We start from the raw sequence: 25,597 nt of genomic DNA on the forward strand, positions 1-25,597 counted from the left end.
AATGGCCTATAAGGCATTTAAAGCTAAAAAATATGACTATTGAGAAATAGCCATATTTTAAAATGATGTAGTAATGTGCAAGTGATTTATGTTGTTTTACATCAACAAAAATTCAACATTCGCATATTCAAATAATCAAATATTAATAACGGTATGAAAAAAATCTTTACAGAATTCTCTGTTATTGCCTGCTTTTTATTACTACTACTATCAGACGTTGCCTTTGCCCAAAACGTTACAGTTAAGGGTTCGGTAAAAGACGATCAAAACCTTCCGATACCGGGAGTTAGTGTAGTAGTGAAAGGAACAAGCAATGGCGTACAAACAGACGCGAGTGGAAATTACACGATTAGTGCGCCAAGCAGCGGCACCTTGGTGTTTTCCTTCATCGGTTTTAACAATCAAGAAATTGCAGTTGGTACAAAAACTACCATCAACGTAACCTTAACTGCCGCCAACAATGATTTACAACAAGTTGTAGTTGTTGGATATGGTACGCAACAAAAAAGAGACCTCACAGGTTCAATTGCCAGCGTTAAAGGGCAAGAAATCGAAAAATTAACGACTACTAACCCGATCAATGCGCTACAAGGTAAGGTACCAGGTTTAACTATTTCTAACAATGGTGCTCCGGGATCTTCTCCAACTGTACGTATTAGAGGTGTAAATAGTACAAGTGGAGGCGCAGTAAATCCTCTTTACGTAGTAGACGGTCAATTGCAAGACAATATCGATTACTTGAACCCAGCGGATATTGAGAGTATTGATGTGTTAAAGGATGCATCTTCAATTGCCATTTACGGATTAAAAGGTGCAAACGGAGTAATTGCCGTTACTACCAAAAAATCGGCCAAAGGAAAAACCACCATCAACTTGAGTAGCAATGTAGGTATACAAAAAGTTACTAATCAAATTGAAATGGCTGATGCCGACGGTTTCAAAAAATTGTATTCGGCTCAACTAGCCAACTTAGGAGCTGCTCCGTTTGACTATACCAATTATAATGCAAATACAAATTGGCAAGATTTGATCTTTAGAAATGCGGTAATCAATACAAACAACTTAAGCATTTCTAACAACGGAGAAAAAAGCACTACCTTGATTAACTTAGGTTATAACGATCAGGACGGTGTAATGAAATACAGTAATTACAAAAAATTTATTGCCCGCTTAAATGAGGAAATTAGAATTTCTGACAAGATAAAAGTTGGCGCTAACTTAACAGGTTTTCACTGGAGAAACGAGCCTAACACATCAAGTATCACTAATGCTTTATGGGCTGCGCCAATTGTAGCTGTACAAACTAACGATTTGTATAACACTATGCCTTCTTTCCAAAGAGCGCAGGTTGGCAACCCTGTTTATGCGATGGAGCGTAACAGAAACACATCTATTAACCGCGGTTACAGAATCAGTGGTAATCTATTCGCTGAAATCAAATTCTTAAAAGATTTCACCCTTAATTCTACTGTTTATACTGATTTAGGATTCAATAATGCTAGAAGTTACTCGCCACTTCCTTTCAGAACAGTAAACTTAGGCGAAGGGGCAGCACCTACCGAAGTGGTATATGATAACTCGGTACGTACCACTGTGGGACAAAGTGCAAATGAATACAGAAAGTATCAACAAGATCATACCATTAGCTATAGCAAAAAGTTTGGACAAGATCACAAATTAAACGCAGTAGCTGGTTTTAACTCAGTTTACGAATCGTATACTACGTTAAGCGGCAGTAGAAGAGATACGACAGTTAATGTACCTAACAATCCAAACTTATGGTATTTGAATGTTGTAAATCAGAACAACCCTACGTTTAACAGCGGAGGTGGTGAAGAGGAATCTAACGCCGGTGTTTTCTTAAGAACAAGTTATTCATATAAAGACAAGTACTTATTCAACGGTACAATTAGAAGAGATGGAAACTCAAAACTAGCGAACCAAAATAGATGGCAAACCTTTGGAAGCGTTGGTTTGGGATGGGTTGTGAGTGAAGAAGGTTTTTTCAAGGATAATGTAAAAGGAGTTGATTTCTTCAAATTAAGAGGAGCTTATGGTTCTTTAGGTAATGCGGGAAGTATTCCAAACAACTTATTTGAAATAGGACTTACAACAGCTAGTAATGCAATATTTGGTGACCAAATATACACTGCTCTTTCAAACGCCTACCTTGTAAATCCGAATTTGCGTTATGAAAAAATAAAAGGCTTTGATGTAGGTTTTGATTTGAAAGCATTAAAAAATAGACTAAGTGCGGAAGTAAGTTATTTCGATAAAAAGACAGAAGACTTATTAACTACCTACACTTTGCCTGGACCTGCTGGAAATTACACTTACTATGATAATTTAGGTACTGTTACCAATAAAGGTATTGAGATTTCATTGGGCTGGAACGATAAAATTGGTAAAGATTTTAGCTACAGCATCAATCCAAATTTCAGTTATGTAAGCAATAATGTAGAGGCTATTGGAAATACCACTAACTTCTTAATTACCAACGGCATTAATGTAACAGAAACTGGAAGATCAATTGGATATTTTAGAGGATATAAACAAATTGGAATTTACCAATCAGCGGCTGATATGGCAAGAATGCCTGTAATGGCTGGTTCACAAATCGGTGATATCGCTTATGAAGACGTAAATGGGGATGGTCAAATCAACACTGATGACAGAACCTATTTAGGCTCTCCTTTTCCTCCATATTCTTACGGCTTAAGCATCACATTAAATTACAAAGGTTTCGACGCAACAATTGATGGACAGGGATTTGCAGGTCATAAAATTTATACCCAACGCAAAACTCAAGTGTTCGCTACCTTAAACTACGAAGCTAACAGGTTAAACGCTTGGACCGCTCCTGGCTCAACTAACGTTGAACCGATTTTGGACAATACCAGAGCTAACAACTTCTTATTTAGTAATTATTTTATTGAACCTGGGGATTATTTCCGACTAAGAAATGTGCAACTTGGTTACACTTTCAACCAAGGTTTCATCAATAAATTAGCGATATCGAAATTGAGAGTTTTCGTAAGCGGACAAAACCTAAAAACTTGGAGCAAAACCACTGGTTATTCTCCCGAAGCAATTATTGGTAACCCAACAAGTTCAGGCGCTGACAATGGTCTCTATCCAATTACAGCGGTTTACACCTTTGGTTTAAATGTTACTTTTTAATTCACCCATATTAATTGTAATTAAAATGAAGATATTTGATAATAAAACTAGAAATTTCACTTTAGTAGCAGCCGCATTTGCCGTAGCTATTTTAGGTTCTGGTTGCAAAAAATTCCTTGATACTCAGAAACAAGGTTCATATTCTACCGAAACATATCCTTTTTCTAACGGCGCAGGAGACAATCCTTATGATCAGTTCGTATTTGGCGCTTACAATGAGCTTCGTGCCTACAATGTACATGTTGACGGCTTTTTGGTGGCCACCAGTATCAGAAGTGATGATGCCGACAAAGGAAGTACACCAACCGATGGTGGTGCTGATGTAATAGGCATGGATAATTTCACTGTAGTTCCAACTAACGGAAGATGTAATGCTTTATGGACTGGTTACTACAACCTAATTTCCAAAGCTAACCTTGTATTGGATCAAGTGGCAAATAACAAAGACATTGTAGCTACTGAATCAGCAAAAATACAAGCTCAAGCTGAGGCTAGATTTTTAAGAGGTTATGCTTACTTTATGCTAGTGAGGTTTTTTGGAAGAGTACCCTTGGTAGATAAAGTGGTTGGTGCTTCTGATAGCAATATTCCACAGAGTACTCCGGCACAAGTTTATGCTTTTATTGAAAGCGACTTGCAATTTGCTGCAGCTAACCTTCCTCTATCATGGCCTGCAAAATTTGTTGGTCGTTTAACTAGAGGTGCCGCTAACGGAATTTTAGCTAAAGTATACTTAACTCAACAAAAATGGGCAGCTGCAATGGCAGCCGCAAATATGGTGATGACGTCAGGTCAATATGACTTAAGTACTTCGTACGATGTAATTTTCAGAGAAACTGGCGAGAACAGTAAAGAGTCGGTATTTGAAGTTCAAGCTACCGCTAGTGCTGCTGTTCCAACTGCTAATGGCATTCAGCTAACCAGTCATCAAGGCGTGAGAGGATCAGGCGTTTGGGATTTAGGTTGGGGCTGGAACACGCCAAGTGTACAACTTGAAGCTGCTTACGAAGCTAACGATCCGCGTAAAGCTCGTACTATACTTTACACTAGTACTGCAAGTACTCCAGGTTCAACGATCTATGGCGAAACCACACCTGTGGGATTACCAAACCCGAGATATAATAACAAAGCTTACACTAACCCAGCCATTAGGGCATCTGTAGGTAACAGATTCGGTTACTGGATGAATGTAAGAATCCTGCGTTATGCAGATGTGGTTTTGATGTATGCCGAAGCAGCTAATGAAGTTGGTGGTGCGGCTAATACTACCGCAGCCTTAACTGCGTTGAACAGCGTACGTGCTAGAGCCAGACGCGGCGCACCTGCAGGTACTTTACCAGATATCACCGTAACTGATCAAGCGGCTTTAAGAACAGCAATTCAACAAGAAAGACGTGTTGAGCTAGCAATGGAATACGATAGATTTTTTGATTTAATCAGATGGGGTTCTACAGTTGCTCAAGCTGCAATGACTGCTGCTGGAAAAACAGGGTTTAGTTATGATAGGGATAAGTATCTTCCTATTCCACAAACTCAAATTGACCTTAGTAAAGGTGTTTTAACTCAAAATTTTGGTTATAATTAATTATTGAGACATGAAAGTTAACAACTTAAATAAATATAAAATTGCCTTTCTACTAGCTACCGCTGTGGTTGGTACATCATGTAAAAAAGATGGTAATCCAAATAATTTGCCTGATGTTGATGCATCAAGTTACGCTGGTAAAATTGATGGTTACGCTAGTTCAGATGAGGTTTATCCGAATAACTTGGTTGCTTATTGGTCTTTTGAAGATAATAGCAATGAACAGAAAACCAGCTCAACACCTACCGCAACAGCTAATGCCAGTTTTATAGCAGGAGTTAAAGGTAAAGCGTTGAAGCTAACAGCTGGCTACGTTTACTTTGCTAAGCAATTTGATGCTTTTAAAAGTGATGCATTAAAAAACTTCACCATTAGCAGTTGGGTACAGATTGCAAATAATGGCTCTAAAAAAACCATGTTAATGACAATTGCACGTCCTAACACGTTTTTGGGAAGTTTAGATTTCCGTTTAAACACAAATAGCACCTCAACTACATTTCTAGGGATAGGCCCAAGATTCACGACCTTAGGTGGAGGCAGCCAAGATAATCTTAATGCCAATTTATCTCCTGCATTTGGTGCAACTGTTTGGACTCACCTCGTACTAACCTACAATGGAGCTACTGGTATCTTCAAAGTATGGGCCGACGGAAAAGATGTTGGTTCTTATAATAGCCGTGGTACTGGAAATAATGTATTTAAATCTTACGAGCCAGGTGAGTTCATCATCGGTGCTCATTACAACAACATCCCAGGCAAAGAAATCGTTGGATCAGCAGCTGATTTTGTAGCTATGACGGGCAGTGTTGATGAATTAAGAATTTATAATACAGTTCTTCAAGATGCAAGTATTAAAGCACTTTACAATCTAGGTAGAGCAGGTAAATAATACTATAAAACAGAAAAAGGCACAGTAGCAATGCTGTGCCTTTTTATCAAATATCAATTAAGTATGCGATTTTTTCAGATGTTACAGCGAGGTGGTAATATTTTACTACTTCCTCTTATTTTACTAACTATAGGATGCAAAAAAAATAATGCTGAAAGCATCACAAATTCGGATACTTCGCTTTATTTTACCATTAACGGCAACAATAACGGAACGCTTAAATACACGAATTTAACAGGTAAGCCCATTGCCAAATTTACATTTACTGAACCCATTAATACCGCAACCACTTCCAACGGAATTTCATTTAAAGATGCTGACGGAGTAGTTATTCCAATTAACATCACTTTTGATGACAATAATAAAATTGTAAATGTAAGCCCACAAAATAACCTTTCCTCGTTTGCTACATATACGCTTAGTGTAAATGATCAACTAAAGTCTTCAACGGGCGGCAGATTGATCAATCCCGTTAGCATTACGCTTGTTTCTGGAATGGATGATACCGATAAATTTCCACGAATAAGCGATGACGAACTGCTTACTTTAGTTCAAAAGCAAACTTTCAAATATTTCTGGGATTTTGGGCACCCTGTAAGCGGAATGGCCCGCGAAAGAAATACCTCTGGCAATACAGTAACCTCCGGTGGAACTGGTTTTGGCGTAATGGCCATGGTGGCCGGTATCCATCGAAATTTTATCACTAGAAATGATGGACTAGCAAGAGTTCAACAAATAGTTAATTTTTTAAAAACTGCCGACCGTTTCCACGGCGCTTATTCACACTGGATAGATGGAAACACAGGGAAAGCAATTGCTTTTAGCACCAAAGACAATGGAGGCGACTTAGTAGAAACTTCCCTACTAATGGCAGGATTAATTAGTGCCCGCCAATACTTCAATGGCACAACAACTGCCGAAACCAACTTAAGAAATGACATTACACAATTATATAACCAAGTAGAATGGAGCTGGTACCGTAATGGAACTAACTCACTCTATTGGCATTGGAGCCCAACCTACAACTGGGACATGAACTTAAAAATACAGGGCTGGAATGAGTGCCTAATCACTTATGTTTTAGCTGCATCTTCCACTACCTACGGTATTTCTAAAGCTGTTTATGATGAGGGATGGGCCAGAAACGGCGCTATGAAAAATGGCAACACTTACTACGGTGTTCAATTGCCCTTAGGCAATGCCGGAGGAGGACCATTGTTTTTGTCACACTATTCATTTTTGGGAATCAATCCAAATGGGTTAATTGATGCTTATGCCAACTACGAAACACAAAATAAGGCACATGCCATGATCAATTACAATTATTGTGTGGCCAACCCTGCAAAAAATAATGGCTATAGCGCTAATTGTTGGGGATTAACTGCAAGCGATATACCAGGAGGCTACACAGCAAGTTCTCCTACCAACGACCGTGGTGTAATTGCCCCTACCGCAGCACTTTCTTCATTTCCATACACGCCAGAGCAATCCATGGCCGCATTAAAGTTTTTTTACTATAAACTAGGAGATAAAATTTGGAAAGAATATGGATTTGTTGATGCATTTAACCTTAACGATCCGTGGTTTGCTTCTTCACACCTAGCTATTGATCAAGGTCCTATCATCGTTATGATAGAAAATTATCGAAGCAAGCTCATTTGGAACTTGCTCATGAGCGCTCCTGAAATTAAAACAGGTATGACTAACCTCGGTTTTTCAAGTCCTAATTTATAAAACAACACACAAATGAAAATTAAGTATCTGATTCCAATCCTCGCCCTTTTAGGTAGCTGTTCGGTCAGTAGACAAACCGAATCCAAAAAATTAACAGATGATGAATTACTAACAGAAGTTCAAAAACAGACCTACAAATACTTTTACGAAGGTGCTGAGCCTATATCTGGCCTTTCTAGAGAACGTTACCATAGCGATAACATCTATCCGCAAAACGATAAAGATATTATAGCTACCGGTGCTAGCGGATTTGGAATGATGGGTACATTAGTAGCAATTGAACGACAATTCATTACACGAGAACAAGGTTTAGCGCATTTGAAAAAAGGACTTGATTTTTTAGCAAAGGCCGACCGATTTCATGGTGCTTGGGCGCATTGGATGTACCCTAGCGGAAAAGCAAAACCTTTTGGTAAAAATGATGATGCAGGAGATTTGGTAGAAACCTCATTTCTAGCACAAGCATTAATTTGCGTTAGGCAATATTATGCCAACGGCAATGCCGAAGAAAAAGCTTTAGCACAAAAAGCAGATGAACTATGGAAAGGTATAGACTGGAACTTTTACAGAAAAAATGGCCAAAATGTGCTGTATTGGCATTGGTCGCCAACAGCTGAATGGAAAATGAATTTTGCCATTACAGGTTATAACGAATGCTTAATCACCTACATATTAGCGGCTTGCTCTCCTACACATGGTGTACCTGCAGAAGTTTACCATCAAGGTTGGGCAAAAAGCGGTGCAATTAACACCAACATTACGATGTATGGCCACCCCATTAAATTAAAACATAATGTTGTTGGCGAAAGTGTTGGGCCTCTTTTTTGGGCGCATTACTCCTATTTAGGCCTAAATCCAAAAGGACTAAAAGATAAATATGCTGATTACTGGCAAGAGAACAGAAATCAAACCTTAATCAATTACGACTATGCCATTGCCAACCCAAAAGGATATAAAGGCTATGGTAAAAATTCATGGGGCCTAACGGCCAGCTACTCTGTAAAAGGTTATGCGGCACATATGCCCAATGAAGATTTTGGCGTAATTAGCCCAACTGCTGCCTTGTCCTCTTACCCATATACGCCAAAAGAAAGCATGCAGGTAATTAGAAACTTGTACGATAATATGAAAGATAAAGTTTGGGGAGAATTTGGCTTTTATGACGCTTACAGCGAAACAGCCAACTGGTATCCGAAACGATATATCGGCATAGACCAAGGGCCAATTGTGGTAATGATTGAAAATGGCCGCACCGGACTTTTATGGAAGCTTTTTATGAGCGCTCCCGAAATTCAACAAGGATTAACGAAACTAGGTTTTACCTACTCAAAATAATAATCATACATGAAGAGAATCATCATAGTTTTAGCGATAGCCTCTACCCTATCTGCATTTGCACAAAAACCAAAAACAACTACCGAAAAACAAAAAATGGATGCTTTCATTAGCAACCTAATGTCGAAGATGACAGTTGACGAAAAAATTGGTCAGCTTAATTTGGTAACAGGTGGTGAAGCCACAACTGGTGCGGCTGTGAGCACTGGCGTAGAGTCAAAAATTGCAAAAGGGAATGTGGGTGGAATTTTCAGCTTAACTACTCCACAAAAGATTAGAAAGGCACAAGAAATCGCTATGCGTAGCCGATTAAAAATACCTTTGATTTTTGGACAGGATGTGATACACGGTTACAAAACCACTTTTCCAATACCTTTGGCTTTAGCAGCAAGTTGGGACCTCCCGATGATTGAAAAAACGGCAAGGGTAGCAGCTACTGAAGCTACTGCAGATGGCTTAAACTGGACATTCTCTCCTATGGTTGATTTAGCCCGAGACCCACGTTGGGGACGTGTAGCAGAAGGAAGCGGAGAAGACCCTTACCTAGGAGCTGAAATTGCAAAAGTGATGGTAAAGGGCTATCAGGGCAACGATTTAAAAGCTGTAAATACCATGATGGCCTGTGTAAAGCACTTGGCTTTGTACGGTGCGGCAGAAGCTGGTAGAGACTATAACACTACCGACATGAGCTTTGACAGAATGTATAACGAATACCTACCGCCGTATAAAGCAGCTATTGACGCGGGTGCAGGTAGCGTGATGGTTTCTTTTAATGATATCAACGGTGTTCCTGCCACGGCAAACAAATGGTTACTTACCGATTTATTAAGAAAAGAATGGGGTTTTAAAGGATTTGTAGCATCTGACTATACTGGTGTAAGCGAATTAATCGCTCATGGCTTAGGGGATCTAAAAACGGTATCAGGTCTTGCTTTAAAGGCTGGTACGGATATGGATATGGTAAGCGAAGGTTTTTTAACCACCTTGAAACAAAATCTTAACGAGGGTAAGGTTACCATCGCCCAAATTAACATGGCTTGCCGATTAATTTTAGAAGCAAAATATAAATTGGGCTTATTTGACGATCCTTTCAAATATTGTAATGATGAACGTGCAGCAAAAGAGATCCTATCTCAGGAAAATTTAAAATTTGCTCGTGAAGCCGCTACAAAAACCTTTGTATTGCTAAAAAACGACCAACAGACTTTACCACTACAACGTAAAGGCACCATTGCTTTAGTTGGTCCGTTAGCAAATACTGCATCTAATATGCCTGGTACTTGGAGCGTAAACGCAGATATGTCAAAAGTTCCTACGTTGCTACAAGGCTTGAAAGAAGTAGCTGGAAATAATGTTAAAATTACCTATGCCTTAGGTTCTAACCTCATTGGTGATCCTAACCAACAGATTTGGGGTACCGCTCACGGCCGCGACATTCCTCGTGACAACCGACCTGAAAGTGAAATTATTGCAGAAGCTGTAAAAGTGGCTGAAAAAGCTGATGTTGTAGTAGCAGCTTTGGGAGAAGCTTCGGAAATGAGTGGTGAAAGCTCTAGCCGTACAGATATTGGCATTCCTGATACGCAACGACGTTTGTTAGCAGCTTTATTACAGACTGGAAAACCGGTAGTTTTAGTGCTATTCGCTGGTCGTCCGATGACTTTGACTTGGGAACAACAGAATGTGCCAGCTATACTGAACGTGTGGTTTGGCGGTGTTGAAGCAGCAAAAGCTATTGGTGATGTTTTATTCGGCGATGTTAATCCTTCAGGAAAAATTACCATGACCTTCCCGCAAAATGTTGGACAAATTCCTTTGTACTATGCGCATAAAAATACAGGCCGACCGCTGGGAGATAGAAAGTGGTTCACAAGGTTTTGGTCTAATTATCTAGATGTAAGCAATGATCCATTATATCCGTTTGGATATGGTTTAAGTTACACAACCTTTACTTATGGCGATATAAAAATTAGTAGTAACAATTTAAAACCTGGGCAAAAAATTAAGCTAACTACCACCGTTACCAATAGTGGAAAGTACGCAGGTGAAGAAGTGGTACAGCTATATGTACGAGACCTAGTTGGGACAAGTACAAGACCGGTTAAAGAGCTAAAAGGCTTCCAAAAAATCAGCTTACAGCCTGGAGAAACTAAAACCGTAACCTTTGAAATTGGTGAAGAGATGTTGAGATTTTATAACAGTCAATTGAAATACGTTTCGGAAGCCGGGGATTTCAAAGCATTTATTGGTACCAATTCTAGAGATGTAAAGGAAGTTGATTTTAAATTAGTGAAATAAAAACTATGCTATAATACGATAGCACTCTTCATAGTCTAGAAGAGATTTTAATATCATTTTTAAAGACTTACGAAGCTTTTGAAACTTAGTAAGTCTTTTTATATTTAGTCGTTGCAAGTAGGCAGGGCAAGCAATTTGAAACAGTTATGAAAAAAATAAACGCATTACTAATCCTCATCCTATTTAATGTTAGTGCTTTTGCACAGGATTTTTCCCTGTTCAAAAAAGAGGAATTTATTACCAATGGCGATACCATAAAATACCGTATCCTTTATCCGAAGAATTTCGATGCGGCAAAAAAATATCCAGTGGTACTGTTTTTACATGGACGCGGAGAGAGCGGCAATGATAATCAGAAGCAGTTGACGCATGGCGCAAAAATGTTCCTTAACGAAAACTTCAGAAACAGTAATGAAGTGATTACTATTTTCCCGCAATGTTCTGAAAATAGCTATTGGGCAAATGTTGAAATTGAATCGGTACAAGACAAACGCTTTTTCACTTTTGTAAAAGGCGGACAACCGACTAAATCAATGTCACTTTTATTGGCATTTACAGATACGTTTTTCAAGAATAGCTTTGTTGACGCAACGAAAATTTACGTAGGCGGCCTGTCCATGGGCGGCATGGGCACCTTCGAAATTTTAAGAAGAAAACCGAACACCTTTGCCGCTGCGTTTGCTATTTGCGGTGGAGACAATGTAGAGAATGTAAAGAAATATAAAAATGTACCACTTTGGATTTTTCATGGTGGGCTGGATGACGTGGTAACGCCACAGTTTTCATATGGTGTATATCGAGAGTTAAAAAAACTTGGACATGAACCTAAATTTACCGTTTATTTAAAAGCTAACCATAACAGTTGGGACAGTGCATTTGCAGAGCCAGAATTATTTCCTTGGTTATTTTCGCACCATAAATAATCTTATATTTAATTAATTTTGGCATAATGATATGCAAATTAAATTGTTAAAATATGGATCTACCTAACATTTTTACCAAAACTGTAGCAGAGGGTGTTATTGAAAGAATTAACCAACTAACCCCTAATTCACAACCTTTATGGGGCACCATGAATGCAGCCCAAATGCTCGCTCATTGTTGCGTGACATACGAAATGGTTTATACGGATAAGCATCCAAAGCCAGGCTTGATGATGCGTTTAATACTCAAATGGTTTGTTAAGCAACAAGTGGTTACTGATAAACCTTTCCCAAAAAGTTCGAAAACTGCGCCAGCATTTTTAATTACAGAACAAAAAGAGTTTGAAGCAGAAAAAATAAGGTTGATTGATTACATTAAACAAACGCAAGTTTTAGGAGCTTCAGCTTTTGACGGAAAGGCATCGCATTCTTTTGGTATGCTGGATGATAACGAATGGAACAACATGTTCTATAAACATTTGGATCATCATTTGAAGCAGTTTGGCGTTTAGCAGCTTGAAACACAGGTCTGGCTAACACTCAAAAAATATTACTAACCCCATAGCGCTTGAAGCCTGCGGGGTTTTTATTTTAGGAAGGTCTTTGTAAACTTGAGTCGGGTTAAATACTTTTACAGCTCTTGAAAAAATTACATCAACCCAATTTCGATTATCATTTATTTGATTTACAACAACATAAAATATTTTATAGCTAACTGACCCTGAAATAAATTCAGGGTGACGGCAAATTGGCGTTTCATCATACTTTTCCGAATGTTCGGGATCAGTATCAGTTTTGAAAGTTGCCTAGCTGCACAGGTATTGCTCTTCTAAAAAAATCGACACAAAAAAAGCCTGAAGAAACCTTCAAGCTTTTTGTTAAATTTTGCCTCATGCAATTTTATTCAGCCATGTTATGATAAACCGCTTGAACGTCGTCGTCCTCTTCCAATTTATCAATTAACTTCATCACATCCGCTGCCTGTTCTTCAGTAACTTCGTGGTGTGATAATGCGATGCGCTCTAATTTTGAACTTTTTAACTCGATACCTTTTTCTTCAATTGCTTTCTGTAGGCGACCAAAATCTTCGAAAGCACCTTGAGCTACAACAATATCATTTCCCTCTTCATCAGCCTCAACGTAAAGTTCCTCTAAACCAGCGTCAATCAATTCAAACTCTAACTCTTCCAAATCCAAATCTTCAATAGGTGCAAACCTAAAAATAGATTTTCTGCTGAAAACGAAATCTAATGAACCCGTTTTACCCAAAGAACCATTGGTTTTGTTGAAATAACTGCGTACGTTGGCAACGGTACGGTTGGTATTGTCGGTTGCTGTTTCAATAAGCACAGCTACACCGTGTGGCGCATATCCTTCGTAAACAATCTCCTCGTAATTAGCCATCGATTTATCCGAGGCACGTTTAATTGCCGCATCTACCCTATCCTTTGGCATATTTACGGCCTTGGCATTTTGTATGGCGGTACGTAAACGAGAGTTAGTTTCCGGGTGCGGACCAGCTTCCTTAACGGCAATTACAATATCTTTACCAATACGGGTAAACTGTACGGCCATTTTGGCCCAACGTTTAAATTTTCTTTCTTTTCTAAATTCGAATGCTCTTCCCATTGTTATAGTATTTAGGACCTCCGCCAACCCCTCCTAAGCGAGATTGAGTGGGGCTTTTTATTTCTTTAAATTCATTAACATATCTGCTGTCATCTTTGCCAAATCAAAGTCTGGTTTCCAACCCCATTCCTTATTAGCGTAGCTATCATCAATAGATTTTGGCCAGCTATCTGCAATTTCTTGCCTTGGGTCGTTTTCTGAGTAAGTTAGCTTAAAATCAGGAATGTGCTTTTTAATTTCTGCGGCTAAAACTTCCGGCGTAAAACTTACACCTGCAAAATTATAGCTAGATCTAATTGAAAGATTTTCTGCCGGTGCATCCATTAACTGTATGGTACCCCTAATTGCATCGTCCATGTACATCATTGGCAATTCAGTTTCTGCAGATAAGAAAGACGAATAGCTCCCCTTTTTCAATGCTTCGTGGAAAATGTGTACCGCGTAATCTGTTGTACCACCACCTGGTGCAGCTTTCCAGCTTATCAATCCCGGATATCGGATGCTTCTTACATCTAAACCATATTTTTGATGATAATACTCGCACCAGCGCTCTCCAGCCAGTTTACTGATACCATAAACCGTGTTCGGGTCCATAGTACAAAACTGTGGAGTATTAACTTTTGGAGAATTAGGTCCAAAAACAGCGATGGAACTTGGCCAGTAAACCTTCGCAGTTTTGTAAACCAAAGCTAAGTCCAACACGTTCAGTAATCCGTTCATGTTTAAATCCCAAGCTAATTTGGGATTTTGCTCGCCAGTAGCAGAAAGCAATGCCGCAAGCAAGTACACTTGTGTTGGCTTGTACTTCTCAAAAACAGCCTTTAATATTTCTTTATCTAAAACGTTTACAAACTCAAACGGCCCTGCATTTTTGATTTCATAATCTGGCCGACGAATATCACAAGCAACTACGTTATCGCTACCGTAGCCACTTCTTAAAGCAGTCACCAGCTCAGTGCCAATTTGCCCGTTTGAACCTAAAACAAGTATTTTATCACTCATGTGTAAATCGAAATTTGACAAAGGTAAAAAAACGAATGCAATCTAGAAATTCCTGCAAATTTATATCAGCGGCTTAAAATTTATTTTCGGATAAGGCTATTTGAAACGCTTAATTCAAACAAGTTTACCTTAACCAAATTAGAAATATAAAGGAACGATATGGAGTGATCAATCCCCGACTTTTTTCGTTTAAAGGCCAATGACGCGTTAGCCCCTAAACTCATTTACATCACTTGCAAAACGTAACCTTATGAAATAAAAAAGCATTTCAATTTATTACATTTATCAACAAATTACTTATTTTTAATTTTATTTTCAATTGATATTGGTTTTCATTTACAAAACTGAAATTGAAAAAACGTTGCGAATTACAGCGCTTGGTGAGCAAAGTAGCTTATAAAATTTGTCCAACTGATTTAAGAAATAGTTGGCATCAAGGTCGCGATTAAATGCACTTGCGATATCAAAAGTTAATAAGTTCAAAAAATTATTGTACCAAGTTTGTAACACGCATTGATAAGTAGTTTTTAATTATTATTATTACCTTAAATTACATCGTGTAATTTTCACACTTAGAAACCAAAATATACCACAATATGGACAGAAGAGAAGCACTGAGAAGTGTAGCAATACTTTTGGGAACAGCAATTTCCGCTGGCACTACCGATATGTTGTTCAGCAGCTACACCATACCGGAAAGCGAAAAAAATGCTGTTACTTTTACTGCGGACCAGCTCAAAACACTAACCGAAATTGCTGATGTGATTATTCCTACCACAAAATCATCTGGTGGTGCTAAAGCAGCCGGTGTAGGAAAATTTATTCCAATGATGATTAACGATTGTTACACGGCCAAACAACAGCAATCTTTTTACAACGGCTTAAATGCATTTGAAGCTAGGGCTAAAAAAACCTACAAGAAAAGTTTTGCGCTAATCCCATTAGTTGAACGCAAAAAAATGCTGACCGTTCTTAGACAGGAAACTTTAGATCAAAAAGCTAATAAAGTTCCTGAAATGGTCGATATCACTTACTTTTTCACGGTAGTTCGTGATTTAACCTCTTTAGGTTATTTCTCATCAGAAATTGGCTGTACCAAAGCACGTGAATATGTGGCTATCCCAGGTAGCTATGATGGCGCATATCCGCTAAAACCAGGACAAAAATCATGGGCTACTTAATTTTCTTCTAAACCAACCAGAACCAAAACAGAATGAACTTAAATATAAATTTAAAAGCTGAAAACACTTACGACGCTATTGTTGTAGGTTCGGGAATAAGTGGCGGCTGGGCTGCCAAAGAGCTTACCGAAAAGGGCTTAAAAGTATTAATGTTAGAAAGAGGGATGAACATTGAGCACATCAAAGATTATGATGGCGCTATGAAAAACCCTTGGGATATTAAACATGCAGGTAGGTTAACGGAAGAAATGAAGCGTACCCACCCTGTTCAAAAACGTGATTATCCGTACAATGAAGTAACCGAAAAATGGTGGGTTAATGATTTGGAGTGCCCTTACACCGAGGTAAAACGATTCGACTGGTATCGTGGATTCCATGTTGGTGGAAAATCCTTAATGTGGGGACGTCAAAGCTATCGTTTCGGTGACCTGAACTTTGAAGAGAATGCAAAAGATGGCTACGGCAGCGACTGGCCAATCAGATATAAGGATTTATCAGCATGGTATGACTATGTAGAGAAATTTGCGGGCATCAGCGGACAAAATGAAGGATTGCAAGAGATTTTACCTGACGGGCAATTTCTGCCACCAATGGATTTGAACATCGTTGAAAAATCTGTAAAAGAAAGCATTAAGCAAAAATGGGGCAATGAAAGATTGTTGACCATCGGCAGGGTTGCGAATTTAACCGTTCCTCACAACGGCCGAGGCAATTGCCAATACCGCAACTTATGTAGTCGTGGCTGTCCTTTCGGAGCGTATTTCAGTACACAATCTTCTACCCTACCAGCGGCAGTGGAAACTGGAAATCTCACCCTAAGACCATACTCTATTGTAAATCACATTATCTACGATAAGGATACTAAAAAAGCAAAAGGGGTTGCGGTAATAGATGCGCTAACGAACAAAACGATGGAGTTTTACGCTAAAATTGTTTTCGTAAATGGTTCTACTTTAGGTACTACTTTCATTCTGTTAAATTCCACTTCTGAAGCTCATCCAAATGGTTTAGGTAACGGCAGCGGACAACTTGGCCACAATTTAATGGATCACCATTTCCGTTGTGGAGCTGACGGCGATTTTGATGGATTTGAAAAATACTACACCTATGGTCGTAGGGCGAACGGTATCTATGTGCCTCGCTTTAGAAATGTAGGCAAAGATAAACGCGACTACTTGAGAGGTTTTGGCTATCAAGGCGGTGCATCAAGACAAAATTGGCAAAAAGATGTAGCCGAATTAGCCTTTGGAACGGAATTCAAAGAGAAAATGACTACCCCGGGTGCTTGGAGAATGGGAATGGGTGGTTTTGGCGAAATGCTGCCTTACTACGAAAACCGCGTATACATTGATCAAACCAAAAAAGATAAATGGGGGCAACCAGTACTGGCTATTGACTGCGAGTACAAGGAAAACGAGAAAAAGATGCGTCAGGATATGATGAACGACGCTGCTGAAATGTTGGAAGCCGCTGGTGCAAAAAACATCAGAACTTACGACAACGGCTGTCATCCAGGGATGGCAATCCACGAAATGGGTACAGCAAGAATGGGCAAAGACCCTAAAACTTCGGTACTTAATGAGTGGAACCAAATGCATGAAGTAAAAAACGTTTTTGTTACTGATGGCGCTTGTATGCCTTCAATAGGCTGCCAAAACCCGTCGTTAACATTTATGGCGTTAACAGCTCGTGCTGCAGACCACGCCGTAAACGAATTAAAGAAAGGGAACCTATAAGTCTTAAGTGGTACGTAATAAGTTCTAGGTTTTACTAGTGACGTAAAACTTAAAACTTATTACCTACAACCTTCAAATATGAAACAAAAAATAAGAATGGGAATGGTTGGCGGCGGTAAAAATGCCTTTATTGGCGCTGTACACCGCATTGCCGCTAATATTGATGGACTAATTGAGTTCTGCTGTGGCGCTTTAAGTTCAAATCCTGAGAATGCAAAAATCTCCGGAAAAGAACTTTTCCTCCCAGAAGACCGTGTATATACCTCTTACAAACAAATGTTTGAGGCCGAAAGCAAGCTACCAGCGGAGGTAAGAATGCAGTTTGTTAGCATAGTTACGCCAAACCATTTACACTTCGAACCAGCAATGATGGCATTAGAACATGGTTTTAATGTGTTGATAGATAAACCCATTACATTTACATTGGCCGAAGCTAAAGCATTGCAACAAAAAGTGGAAGAAACGGGCTTAACTTTAGCGCTAACCCACACCTACTCGGCCTACCCTATGGTGAAACAAGCCAAAGCGATGGTAAAAGAAGGTGTGTTTGGTAAAATAAGGAAAGTGTGTGTTAACTATCCGCAAGGTTGGTTGAGTACTGCCGCCGGCGATGATAATAAACAAGCTGCTTGGCGTACCGACCCTTCCAGAAGTGGCATTAGTGGCTGCATGGGCGATATTGGAACACATGCTGCACAGTTGGCGGAATACATTTCCGGACTTCAAATTTCAAAAATTTGTGCTGATTTAAACATTGTTGTAGATGGCAGAGCATTAGACGATGATGGCAATGTGCTTTTAAAATTTGATAACGGAGCTAACGGTTTGCTAATGGCTAGTCAAATTGCCGCAGGCGAAGAAAATGCTTTGCGTATTAACGTGTATGGTGAAAAAGGCAGTTTGGAATGGCATCAAATGGAGCCAAACACTTTGTTAGTGAAATGGCTAGATCAACCAGCTCAAATTTACCGAGCCGGAAATGGCTATTTATCTGCGGCAGCAAGCCATAACACCAGAACTCCTTCTGGCCACCCGGAAGGATACTTGGAGGCTTTTGCAAATATTTACAGAAACTTTGCACTTACGCTAAACGCAAAGTTAAATGGTGAAACGCCTACGGCTGAAATGTTAGATTTTCCTACCGCAAAAGATGGCGTAAGGGGAATGGCATTTATAGAAAATGTAGTAGCTTCAAGTAAGTCTACTCAAAAATGGCATGATTTTACAGTTTAAAAACATCGAAAACTAATGACAACAATAAAGGGACCTGCAGTATTTTTAGCTCAATTCATCAGCGACGAAGCGCCGTTTAACTCTTTAGATAATATTTGTAGGTGGGCAGCTGACTTGGGCTTTAAAGGCATACAAATGCCCACTTTGGACAGCAGGTTTATTGACTTAAAGCTAGCTGCGGAAAGTAAAACTTACGCTGACGAACTTACTGGGAAAGTAGCTGCACATGGTTTAAAAATCACAGAACTATCTACTCACTTACAGGGGCAATTGGTTGCAGTACACCCTGCTTACAACGAACTTTTCGATGCATTTGCGGCCACCGAAGTAAAGAACAATCCTAAAGCCCGTACTGAATGGGCTATTCAACAGTTAAAATATGCGGCTAAAGCCTCTCAAAACCTTGGTTTAAATGCACATGCTACTTTCAGCGGTTCCCTGCTATGGCAATTTTTCCATCCTTGGCCTCAACGTCCAGATGGTTTGGTTGATGAAGCTTTTACAGAACTTGCAAAACGCTGGTTGCCTATTTTAAATGAATTTGACCAATGTGGCGTAGATGTATGCTATGAAATTCACCCTGGCGAAGATTTATTTGATGGCATTACTTACGAAATGTTTCTTGACAAAGTAAATCAGCATCCTAGAGCTTGCTTATTGTACGATCCATCGCATTTTGTGCTGCAACAATTAGATTACATCCATTACATTGATTTATATCACGAACGCATTAAGGCTTTTCATGTAAAAGACTCGGAATTTAATCCAACTGGAAGACAAGGAACTTTTGGCGGCTATCAAAGTTGGGCAAACCGTGCTGGGCGATATCGTTCTCCTGGCGATGGTCAAGTAGACTTTAAGACCATTTTTAGCAAATTAGCCCAATACGATTATAAGGGTTGGGCCGTTATGGAATGGGAGTGTTGCATTAAAAACCAGCAGGATGGCGCCAAAGAAGGAGCTGAATTCATTAAAAAGCATATCATTAACGTAACAGATAAAGCTTTTGACGACTTCGCCGCAGCTGGAAGTGATGCAGATTTTAACAAAAAAATATTAGGCTTATAACTGAACTAACCTTTTTACTTTTTACTTTACATTATTTCAAATACAATACACACATGAAACGAACTTTTTTAATCCTTGGAATTACATCGGTTTTTGTAGCTACCTTATCAGCCTTTAAACCTGAGCCAAAAGCAGAACCAGCAGTGAATATTACTACTTCTGCCCTGCCTAAAATAGCTAGTACAACCATGCAAATGAGTGGCGGCGAGTTATTGATCAATAAATCAGACTGTATCGGCTGTCATCACAAAGTGAATAAACTAATTGGCCCTTCTTATACTGATGTAGCCAAGAAATATCCTAGCAATGAAAAAAACATCGCCTACTTGGCAGATAAAATTATAAAGGGCGGTTCGGGCGTATGGGGCAAAATCCCTATGACACCGCATCCTAAAGTATCTGAAAGTGATGCAAAGTTGATGGCAAAATATATCCTTTCGTTGAAGAAATAAGTGGTTAGGTATTGATGGTCAGGCATCAGCAATTGATTAAACTACCTAAGAAACAAGCGTAAAACTAAAAAACCATCCCTAAGTTTTCTTTCTGAATAGAGGATTAAAGAAAGCGGGGATTAAACCAAACATATGAACCAAGATAACAACCAAAGCAGACGTAACTTTCTAAAAATGGGTGCTGTTGCTGCAACTGCATTCACTATTGTTCCTCGCCACGTATTGGGTGGTAAAGGCTATTTGGCACCTAGCGATAGGCTAATTGTAGCGGGTGTAGGTGTTGGCGGAAAAGGCGACAGCGATTTGCGATTAATTCACGAAAGTGGAAAGGCCGAAATTGCCTATCTATGTGATGTTGATACCCGCAGGGCGGCCAACAGTGTAAAACGTTTCCCTAAAGCCAAATTTTATAAGGATTGGCGAGAGATGTACGACAAAGAGCATAAGAACTTTGATGCGGTAACGGTTTCCACTCCTGATCATAACCATGCCATACAGGCTTTAGCGGCAATGCAATTGCGCAAGCACGTTTACGTACAAAAACCACTAACTCACGATATTTACGAAGCAAGAATACTTACTGCGGCGGCAAAAAAATACAAGGTAGTTACTCAAATGGGTAACCAAGGTGCAAGTAATGATGGCCCTCGTTTATTGAAAGAATGGTACGATGCTGATTTAATTGGTGATGTGCATACCATTTACGCTTGGACAGACAGGCCTGTTTGGCCCCAAGGTATTCCGTGGTCGAAAAACAAAGCCGAAGTTCCAAAAGAGCTAGATTGGGATTTGTGGTTAGGTACAGCACCAGCTAAGGACTACGTTGAAAAATTAGTTCCATTTAACTGGCGTGGCTGGTGGGATTATGGCACTGGCGCTTTGGGCGACATGGGCTGCCACTTATTAGAAGCTCCTTTTAGTGTGCTTAATTTGAAATATGCTACAGAAGTAGAAGCCAGTGTTGGTTCAGTGTATGTAGATGAGTTCAAACGCGGTTATTTCCCAGAAAGCTGCCCGCCTTCGAGTCATGTTACGCTTAAATTCCCTAAAACAAACAAAACGCAAGGCGAAGTTACCGTACATTGGATGGATGGTGGTATACAACCTACCAGACCAGAAGAATTGGGTGCCGATGAGGTGTTTGGTGATGGCGGAAATGGTACCTTATTTATCGGTACAAAAGGCAAAATGATGGCCAATACTTATGGCGATAAAGCCAGGTTATTGCCGTTATCAAGAAACGAAAACTTAAACATAGCGCAAAAACTTGCTCGTGTTCCGGGACAAGCCAATGGACATTACGGACAATGGGTTGAAGGTTGTATTGCAGGTTATGGCAAAAATGAATTAAGTTCTCCTTTTGAAATTGCTGGCCCGCTAACAGAGTGTTTACTGATGGCTAACCTTGCAATTAGAGCAGCTGACGTTCAGCGCATTAATGATAAAGGAAAAGTAAGTTATCCTGGCAGATACAGAAAACTACTTTGGGATAACGATCAAATGAAAGTGACCAACTTTGACGATGTAAATCAATTTGTGAAAAGAGATTACCGTGAAGGTTGGAAATTAGGAGAGAAATAGAAAATACGCAAAATAACTTCATCAACCTGTAAAGATTGATGGAGTTTTAAATGTAACAGATGAAAAAAATATTAATAGCAGCAATGATGGTTGCTTCAATTGGTGCTAATGCACAAAAGAAAAAAGGAGGTTTTACCCCATTATTTGATGGTAAAACAACTACAGGTTGGCATACTTACGGTAAAGATTTTGTTGGCAAAGCTTGGAATGTAGAAGATGGCGTTATTCACTTCGACCCGAAATTGAAAAACAAAGATGGCGGCGATTTGGTAACGGACAAAGAATACGGCAATTTCCATTTAAAGTTAGAGTGGAAAGTTGCTCCAAAATCCAATAGCGGTATCATTTTTTTCGTACATGAAGATCCTGCAAAGTATAAACAAACTTACTTAACCGGACCAGAAATGCAGGTATTGGATAACGAAGGGCATCCAGATGGTAAAATCACTAAACACCGTTCCGGGGATTTGTATGATATGATCCAAAGCAAATCAGAGCCTGTAAAACCAGTAGGCGAATGGAACTTGGCTGAAATCATCAGCGATAAAGGAAAATTAACTTTAAAGCTAAATGGTGTTAAAGTAGTAGAAACCACCATGTGGGACGACAATTGGAAGAATTTAATTGCGGGCAGTAAATTTGCGAAATGGGAAGGCTTTGGCACTTATCAAACAGGAAAAATCGCATTGCAAGATCACGGTGATGAGGTTTGGTTCCGTAATATCATGATTAAAGAACTATAACAGGGAAAAAGGTATCAGCGGTCAGGTATTAGTGGTCAGTATCAGTACCATTTATAACCAAAAAACCAACCAACCAAAAACTAAAAAACCAAAACTAAATATGAACTCAACAACTCGCTTCAAACTATCCTTTATGATGTTCCTCGAATTTTTCATTTGGGGAGGATGGTTTGTAACAATGGGGACTTACCTCACTAAAAACCTATCAGCAGATGGCGTACAAATCGGTTCTGCTTACAGTACTCAATCTCTTGGAGCCATTATAGCCCCTTTTATTATCGGGTTAATCGCCGATAGGTTTTTCGCAGCTCAAAAAATATTAGGATTTTTACACATCTGCGGAGGTATTTTACTTTGGTTGGCTTCAACATCACTTAATTTCGAAAGCTTCTTCCCTTTCATATTGGGATATATGATTGCTTACATGCCTACCTTGGCGTTGGTTAATTCCATCTCATTCCGACAAATGAAAGATCCAGGAAAAGAATTCCCATCGGTAAGGGTTTTTGGTACAATTGGCTGGATCATAGCTGGATTAGTAATTGGATGGTTAAATTGGGAGCAAGATGGCAACTTAATCCTAACGTTTAAAATGGCTTCGGTTGCTTCGGTATTATTAGGCTTATTCAGCTTTGCATTACCACATACGCCTCCTGCAAAAAAAGGAGAGAAAACTTCCTTTGGTGATATTATTGGATTAGACGCTATCGGCCTGTTAAAAAACAAATCATACTTGTTATTTTTTATCGCTTCTGTAGCCATCTGTATTCCGCTTGCATTTTATTACAATTTTACCAATCCATTTCTTAACGAAGTTGGAATGAAAGCTGCAGCGGGCAAACAATCATTAGGACAAGTTTCCGAAACATTATTTATGCTGTTAATGCCGCTATTTTTTGTGCGTTTAGGCGTTAAAAAAATGCTTGCCATTGGTATGATTGCTTGGGTAGTTAGATACTTATTTTTTGCTTTTGGCAACGCCGATACCAACTATTGGATGCTAATTGGCGGCATTGTACTACATGGCATCTGTTATGATTTCTTCTTCGTTACTGGACAAATTTATACTGATAGACTAGCAGGAGAAAAATTCAAAAGTGCTGCGCAGGGATTTATTACCTTAGCTACCTATGGCGTTGGGATGCTTTTTGGTTCAATTATATCAGGCGTTGTGGTAGATAAATATGTAGTTGATGGAGGCCATAATTGGTATAACATTTGGATTATCCCAGCGGCCATCTCAGCAGTAGTAGCTTTATTGTTTATCTTATTTTTTAAAGACGACAACAAAACCGCAGCAGTACCAGCACAAGACAATCAAAATTATGAGCACTAGAAGAAATTTCATCAAAGAAACGGGACTGCTTGCGGCAAGCTTAGCCATAGCACCTTCGCTTACTAAAGCATTTGCAAAACAGGGGCAAGCAGTAGGCATACAGTTATACAGCTTACGCGATATCATTGGAGCAGATGTAAAAGGTGTTATCCAAAAAGTGGCAAAAGCTGGCTTTAAAGAAGTAGAAAGTTACGGATATGCACCAAAGGACGGCAGTTTCTGGGGACTTACCCCGAAGCAGTTCAAAGCCCTATTAGATGCTAATGGCTTGTACTCACCTAGCGGTCACTTTGGTTTTGATGACTACGTAACTACAGGAAATTCAGACGATATCAAGGCTTACATCGAGGCTTCTACAATACTAGGTAGCAAATATGTAGTAGCGCCTTGGCTTGGTGAAAATTTGCGCAAAACAGCTGATGATTATAAGAAAGTGGCTGATAGATTAAATACAGCCGGCGAACTTTGCAAAAAAGCAGGTATGCACATGGGCTACCATAATCATGGTTTTGAATTTGAAAAACACGGTAACCAAACTGGCCTAGATATTTTACTTAGTAACACTGATCCAAGCTTGGTACATTTTGAACTTGATTTATATTGGGCGGCACATGCTGGCCAAAACCCGGTTGAGCTATTCAAAAAATATCCTAAGCGATTTAAAATGTGGCATGTGAAAGACATGGACAAAACTAACCGTGATTGGAATACAGAAATAGGTAAAGGCAGCATTGATTTCAAAAGCATATTTGCGGCTGCAGCTACCTCTGGGGTAAAGCATATTTATCTTGAACAAGAGACCAATTACAAACCTGATTACATCGGCTCCATCAATACAAGCATCAAATACATCAAAGGAAATTTGTTGTAATATAATTGTACTTCTCTCCTTCTGAAGGAAGCGATTAAACTTACGAAGTTTTGAAAACTTCGTAAGTTTTTATACAATTCCCAACTTAGCTACGATATACCCTACCCACTCTTTAAGTAGCAACTCCCAACCGTACATGGCCCCTGCCTGTGGCAATAGGTAATCTTCTACCGTAAAATTGTCAGTAATGGAATTAGTTGGATAAAAGGTAACATTAGTAAGCCCCTGTTGCTCGGCTAACAACTTTGTACGTGGAATATGCCACGCACTAGTAACGACTAAAATGCGGGCATTGGAGTAATTCATTTTTTTAAGCAGCTTGATGGTGTATTGGAAGTTTTCCTTCGTATTTCTACTATGCTTTTCAATAATCACGGCACTATCGGGAATATGTATTGCCCTAAAATAATCAAGCGTATAAAGTGCCTCTGGCGGATCATCGTTTAGCAAACTACCACTTCCACCACTCATTAAAATTTTGTCAATGGTACCGTTGTGGTACAACTTCATTATCTGTATCAATCGATCAGATGCGAATTCACCTTTCAATGCCTTTGTTTCTTCATTATAACTTGAAAATCCACCCAATAAAATTCCTACATCGTAATGGGCTAACTTTGGTGCTTTAGGCTCGTAAACACTTGCAACGGTACCCAAAATAAACTTGTTTGTGAAAAAGAACAACAATAATATAGCGGTGATTAATGCCTTCTTTTTAAATCGCTTATTCTTCGAAAAAATAGCATAAACACCCAACACCAAAATCCAAACCAATGGCCTGATGATGAACAAGAGAAACTTAGACAGGAAAAAAGACACCT

Annotated in this window: 20 protein-coding genes; 17 read left to right on the forward strand and 3 right to left on the reverse strand. The window is 39.3% G+C overall.

Features of this window, described 5'->3' with window-relative positions; all coding sequences use genetic code 11:
• Positions 1-153 precede the first annotated feature (153 nt).
• The 8 genes from DUT68_RS08855 (at position 154) to DUT68_RS08890 (ending at position 12,456) form a co-directional block, all read left to right on the forward strand.
• Entirely contained in the window at positions 154-3,180 is a 3,027-nt protein-coding gene (locus tag DUT68_RS08855) for a SusC/RagA family TonB-linked outer membrane protein (RefSeq protein WP_113637650.1), read from the forward strand.
• 25 nt (positions 3,181-3,205) lie between these two features.
• Entirely contained in the window at positions 3,206-4,765 is a 1,560-nt protein-coding gene (locus DUT68_RS08860; protein WP_113638104.1) for a RagB/SusD family nutrient uptake outer membrane protein, read from the forward strand.
• 10 nt (positions 4,766-4,775) lie between these two features.
• Positions 4,776-5,654, forward strand: coding sequence for a LamG-like jellyroll fold domain-containing protein (locus DUT68_RS08865; protein ID WP_113637652.1), 879 nt, complete (start codon positions 4,776-4,778; stop codon positions 5,652-5,654).
• Positions 5,655-5,717: 63 nt separating this feature from the next.
• Positions 5,718-7,388 (forward strand): glucoamylase family protein, encoded by a 1,671-nt coding sequence (locus DUT68_RS08870; protein ID WP_237088301.1) that lies wholly within the window; start codon positions 5,718-5,720, stop codon positions 7,386-7,388.
• A 12-nt stretch (positions 7,389-7,400) separates the two neighbouring features.
• Positions 7,401-8,723 (forward strand): glucoamylase family protein, encoded by a 1,323-nt coding sequence (locus DUT68_RS08875; RefSeq protein WP_113637656.1) that lies wholly within the window; start codon positions 7,401-7,403, stop codon positions 8,721-8,723.
• Between the two features lie 9 nt (positions 8,724-8,732).
• The gene (gene bglX / locus DUT68_RS08880; RefSeq protein WP_113637658.1) at positions 8,733-11,021 is read left to right on the forward strand and encodes a beta-glucosidase BglX; all 2,289 of its coding nucleotides are present in this window, start codon (positions 8,733-8,735) and stop codon (positions 11,019-11,021) included.
• A gap of 146 nt (positions 11,022-11,167) precedes the next feature.
• A complete protein-coding gene (locus tag DUT68_RS08885) occupies positions 11,168-11,944 on the forward strand; it encodes a carboxylesterase family protein (RefSeq protein WP_113637659.1) in 777 nt (258 codons plus the stop codon).
• 53 nt (positions 11,945-11,997) lie between these two features.
• The gene (locus tag DUT68_RS08890) at positions 11,998-12,456 is read left to right on the forward strand and encodes a DUF1569 domain-containing protein (RefSeq protein WP_113637661.1); all 459 of its coding nucleotides are present in this window, start codon (positions 11,998-12,000) and stop codon (positions 12,454-12,456) included.
• 388 nt (positions 12,457-12,844) lie between these two features.
• Here DUT68_RS08890 and DUT68_RS08895 read toward each other — a convergent pair whose 3' ends face one another.
• Both DUT68_RS08895 and DUT68_RS08900 read right to left on the reverse strand, forming a co-directional pair.
• On the reverse strand, positions 12,845-13,573 hold the full coding sequence (locus tag DUT68_RS08895) for a YebC/PmpR family DNA-binding transcriptional regulator (RefSeq protein WP_113637663.1): 729 nt from the start codon (positions 13,571-13,573) through the stop codon (positions 12,845-12,847).
• 57 nt (positions 13,574-13,630) lie between these two features.
• Complete coding sequence (locus DUT68_RS08900) at positions 13,631-14,575, reverse strand: NAD-dependent epimerase/dehydratase family protein (protein ID WP_198659562.1); 945 nt, start codon at positions 14,573-14,575, stop codon at positions 13,631-13,633.
• 596 nt (positions 14,576-15,171) lie between these two features.
• Here DUT68_RS08900 and DUT68_RS08905 point away from each other — a divergent pair.
• From DUT68_RS08905 to DUT68_RS08945, 9 genes are all read left to right on the forward strand, one after another.
• Positions 15,172-15,756 (forward strand): gluconate 2-dehydrogenase subunit 3 family protein, encoded by a 585-nt coding sequence (locus tag DUT68_RS08905; RefSeq protein WP_113637667.1) that lies wholly within the window; start codon positions 15,172-15,174, stop codon positions 15,754-15,756.
• A 32-nt stretch (positions 15,757-15,788) separates the two neighbouring features.
• Positions 15,789-17,492: a GMC oxidoreductase gene (locus DUT68_RS08910; protein ID WP_113637668.1), complete on the forward strand. Its 1,704-nt coding sequence runs from the start codon at positions 15,789-15,791 to the stop codon at positions 17,490-17,492.
• 78 nt (positions 17,493-17,570) lie between these two features.
• A complete protein-coding gene (locus tag DUT68_RS08915) occupies positions 17,571-18,725 on the forward strand; it encodes a Gfo/Idh/MocA family protein (RefSeq protein WP_113637670.1) in 1,155 nt (384 codons plus the stop codon).
• Positions 18,726-18,740: 15 nt separating this feature from the next.
• Positions 18,741-19,793 carry a sugar phosphate isomerase/epimerase family protein gene (locus tag DUT68_RS08920; protein ID WP_113637672.1) on the forward strand — a complete coding sequence of 351 codons (1,053 nt, stop codon included), beginning with the start codon at positions 18,741-18,743 and terminating at the stop codon, positions 19,791-19,793.
• Positions 19,794-19,846: 53 nt separating this feature from the next.
• Positions 19,847-20,245 (forward strand): c-type cytochrome, encoded by a 399-nt coding sequence (locus DUT68_RS08925; RefSeq protein ID WP_113637674.1) that lies wholly within the window; start codon positions 19,847-19,849, stop codon positions 20,243-20,245.
• 132 nt (positions 20,246-20,377) lie between these two features.
• Complete coding sequence (locus tag DUT68_RS08930; protein WP_113637676.1) at positions 20,378-21,826, forward strand: Gfo/Idh/MocA family protein; 1,449 nt, start codon at positions 20,378-20,380, stop codon at positions 21,824-21,826.
• Between the two features lie 59 nt (positions 21,827-21,885).
• On the forward strand, positions 21,886-22,569 hold the full coding sequence (locus DUT68_RS08935; protein ID WP_113637678.1) for a 3-keto-disaccharide hydrolase: 684 nt from the start codon (positions 21,886-21,888) through the stop codon (positions 22,567-22,569).
• A 100-nt stretch (positions 22,570-22,669) separates the two neighbouring features.
• The gene (locus DUT68_RS08940; protein WP_113638105.1) at positions 22,670-23,905 is read left to right on the forward strand and encodes a nucleoside permease; all 1,236 of its coding nucleotides are present in this window, start codon (positions 22,670-22,672) and stop codon (positions 23,903-23,905) included.
• Complete coding sequence (locus DUT68_RS08945) at positions 23,895-24,776, forward strand: sugar phosphate isomerase/epimerase family protein (RefSeq protein ID WP_113637679.1); 882 nt, start codon at positions 23,895-23,897, stop codon at positions 24,774-24,776. Before DUT68_RS08940 ends, DUT68_RS08945 begins: the two co-directional genes overlap by 11 nt.
• A gap of 69 nt (positions 24,777-24,845) precedes the next feature.
• Here DUT68_RS08945 and DUT68_RS08950 read toward each other — a convergent pair whose 3' ends face one another.
• A complete protein-coding gene (locus tag DUT68_RS08950) occupies positions 24,846-25,595 on the reverse strand; it encodes a YdcF family protein (protein ID WP_113637681.1) in 750 nt (249 codons plus the stop codon).
• Between the last annotated feature and the right edge of the window lie 2 nt (positions 25,596-25,597).

The organism is Pedobacter zeaxanthinifaciens, from assembly GCF_003313335.1.
GTDB classification, from domain to species: Bacteria; Bacteroidota; Bacteroidia; order Sphingobacteriales; family Sphingobacteriaceae; genus Pedobacter; species Pedobacter zeaxanthinifaciens.